Origin of the sequence: Bacillus sp. Xin1, from assembly GCF_013314535.1 — a bacterium.
Lineage (GTDB): Bacteria > Bacillota > Bacilli > Bacillales > Bacillaceae_G > Bacillus_A.
The window spans coordinates 1-2,417 of record NZ_JABUAE010000116.1; the positions used below are offsets into that span (position 1 = coordinate 1).

The following is a 2,417-nucleotide window of genomic DNA, read 5'->3' on the forward strand; positions in this document are numbered from 1 at the left end:
GCAAAAGATGAAGGATTTCCCGTGAATCGGATTGTCCTAGCAGTAGATAATGATAAAGCGGGGAAAGAATTCACAGAAAAGATAGGAGCATTAACGATTAATCCACGTGTCCAAATGCATCTTCCTTCCCAAGAAAAAGATTGGAATGATGTACTGAAGAAGGTCATACAATCAACAGAAAAACAGCAACAATCTCATATACAATCGCAAGGACAGCAAAAGAAACAAACGGTGCCAATACAGAAGAAGGAGATGGAACGAAGTGTCTAAATCAATTGAGCCATTAATACCAGTTGTGCCCCCTTCCAGCATAATACAGGTTTTAATTTATGGTTTTGTTTTGTATGCTCTCTTTCGTATGTATATGTTTGTTTATCGAATCATTCGAGAGAAAAGAGTATTGAAGATGATGGCAAAGTCAGGTATTCAATACATTGATAAAATGGACGGATATCAGTTTGAAGTGTACTTAAAAGCTCTTTTTCGAGAACTAGGGTACCGTCCAGAGGTCACAAAACGCTCTTGTGATTACGGGGTAGACGTCGTATTAAAAGGGAAAAATCGTATTGTGATTCAGGCGAAACGATATGGGGTAAAGAATCGAGTTGGGATTCGGGCTGTGCAAGAAGTATATGCAGGGAAAGCCTATTATAAGGCAGATGAAGCATGGATCGTAACCAATAATGCATATACAAAACAAGCCGAAGAATTAGCAAAAGCATGTCAGGTAAAACTCATTGATCGTTTTGAACTTCAAAAATTAATCAGTAAAGTGAATCCAGAACAAAAAGCAGAAGATGTGTATCATCGAGTAGATCCGGCTGAACGGAAGTGTCCGGTTTGTAAAAATAAAATGATTGTGAGACAAGGGAAGCAAAACGGAAATAAATTTTTTGGTTGTTCACAATTTCCTACTTGTAAGCATACGGAACGAATTAACGCATGAGCTGGAAAACTTTCAGCTCTATTTCGCCTTTAGTAAGGTATTTCCATTTCTAAGTTTATAATTGGATTTTTGAACAAAAACGGATTCTCAGATTTGTTTGTATGGAGTTTTAACTCTTGGTCTAATGTAATTAGTCTCGGAGGAGTTATTTTTGAATACAGAAGATTTTAAGGGGTTTAAATCTATTTTGCGTTTTTTTAAGCAAAATAAAAAAGGGAAGCCACTATTTTTGACTTAACCCTTTTTCTATGAGCTGACGAATAGCTTCATTACGACTTTTTAGTTTGTTATCATGCCAGAAATTCTCAATTTTTTCTAATTGTTCATTAGGAATTGTAACTAAAACCGGTGTATTTTTATCTCTGTTTATTGCCATGTAAGTATGACCCCCTTTATAAAAGTATTATAAGTGATATTACTTTTATTGACAACTGGAAAAATGAGTAATAGAATAGCAATATAGGTGATATCACTAATATTACTATTTAAAGGAGTGAAGATATTGGAAAAGAAAATTGAGAAAATGATGATGGATCTAAAACATCTCATGAATCATGGTGAAGTAGATATGGATATAACGGATTTTAGGTATCAAAAGATGCTATTTGGAGCATTAGAAGCAACAGGAAAAGATTATACTTTCCATGTGCATGAACAGGATGAAAGCCCTTTATATGTGAGTTTAGTGTAATTAAACGATAGAGGAGAGAAATAGCAAATGAAAATTGATGTATCTGAATGGGGAGTACTGAGCAAAGATACGAAGTTAAAATTAATTCGTTTGGCAATTTTAGAAAATCAAAATAAATATGCAAAATAAAAACCCCTCATTTGCAAAAAGCAAACAAAGGGCTATGTATTGAGTGATCGTAAAGCAAAGGAAATCTCGTCCATTTCCTTCACATTATATTTTAACACATAGGAAAGATTTAAAATACTTATAAGATTTTTAAGGGGGAAATTACTGTGCTCAATCGTACAATTTTAGTTGGTCGTCTCACAAAGAATCCTGATTTGCGTTACACGCCAAATGGGGTTGCGGTCGCAACATTTACGCTAGCTGTGAATAGACCGTTCACAAACCAGGGACAAAGAGAAGCTGACTTCATTTCAGTGGTTGTTTGGCGTAAACAAGCTGAGAATGTAGCAAACTATCTAAAGAAAGGTAGTTTAGCTGGTGTAGATGGTCGTCTTCAAACACGTAATTATGAGGGGCAAGATGGGAAGCGCGTATATGTGACAGAAGTTGTTGCAGAGAGCGTACAATTTTTAGAGCCACGTAATAGTGGTGGAGGAGAACGTAATTCATTTAATCAACAGCCAGTAGGAGCAAGTTTTGGTAATCAAGGTTCGAACTCATTTAATCAATCTAGTGATTCTGGATTCAAAAAGAATGATGCTCCATTCGCTAATTCAGGTCAACCAATTGATATTTCGGACGACGATTTACCCTTCTAACGTTAAGTAGATA

Annotated in this window: 5 protein-coding genes; 4 read left to right on the forward strand and 1 reads right to left on the reverse strand. The window is 35.5% G+C overall.

What is annotated here, in order from left to right:
• Nucleotides 1-270, forward strand: a 270-nt coding sequence (locus HRG09_RS27915; RefSeq protein ID WP_174104045.1) for a toprim domain-containing protein, incomplete at its 5' end; no start/stop codon positions are given.
• Between the two features lie 88 nt (nucleotides 271-358).
• Complete coding sequence (locus HRG09_RS27920) at nucleotides 359-946, forward strand: restriction endonuclease (protein ID WP_395965634.1); 588 nt, start codon at nucleotides 359-361, stop codon at nucleotides 944-946.
• Nucleotides 947-1,169: 223 nt separating this feature from the next.
• Here HRG09_RS27920 and HRG09_RS27925 read toward each other — a convergent pair whose 3' ends face one another.
• Nucleotides 1,170-1,322 carry a ribbon-helix-helix domain-containing protein gene (locus HRG09_RS27925; RefSeq protein ID WP_006097643.1) on the reverse strand — a complete coding sequence of 51 codons (153 nt, stop codon included), beginning with the start codon at nucleotides 1,320-1,322 and terminating at the stop codon, nucleotides 1,170-1,172.
• Nucleotides 1,323-1,439: 117 nt separating this feature from the next.
• Between HRG09_RS27925 and HRG09_RS27930 the strand changes: the two genes are divergently transcribed.
• Complete coding sequence (locus HRG09_RS27930) at nucleotides 1,440-1,637, forward strand: hypothetical protein (protein WP_309232414.1); 198 nt, start codon at nucleotides 1,440-1,442, stop codon at nucleotides 1,635-1,637.
• Between the two features lie 275 nt (nucleotides 1,638-1,912).
• On the forward strand, nucleotides 1,913-2,404 hold the full coding sequence (ssb, locus tag HRG09_RS27935) for a single-stranded DNA-binding protein (RefSeq protein ID WP_174104047.1): 492 nt from the start codon (nucleotides 1,913-1,915) through the stop codon (nucleotides 2,402-2,404).
• Nucleotides 2,405-2,417: the final 13 nt, after the last annotated feature.

Coding starts and splice junctions, on each gene's coding strand:
- HRG09_RS27925 (WP_006097643.1), bottom strand. CDS start 1,322: ATGGCAATAAACAGAGATAAAAATACACCGGTTTTAGTTACAATTCCT.
- HRG09_RS27920 (WP_395965634.1), top strand. CDS start 359: ATGTATATGTTTGTTTATCGAATCATTCGAGAGAAAAGAGTATTGAAG.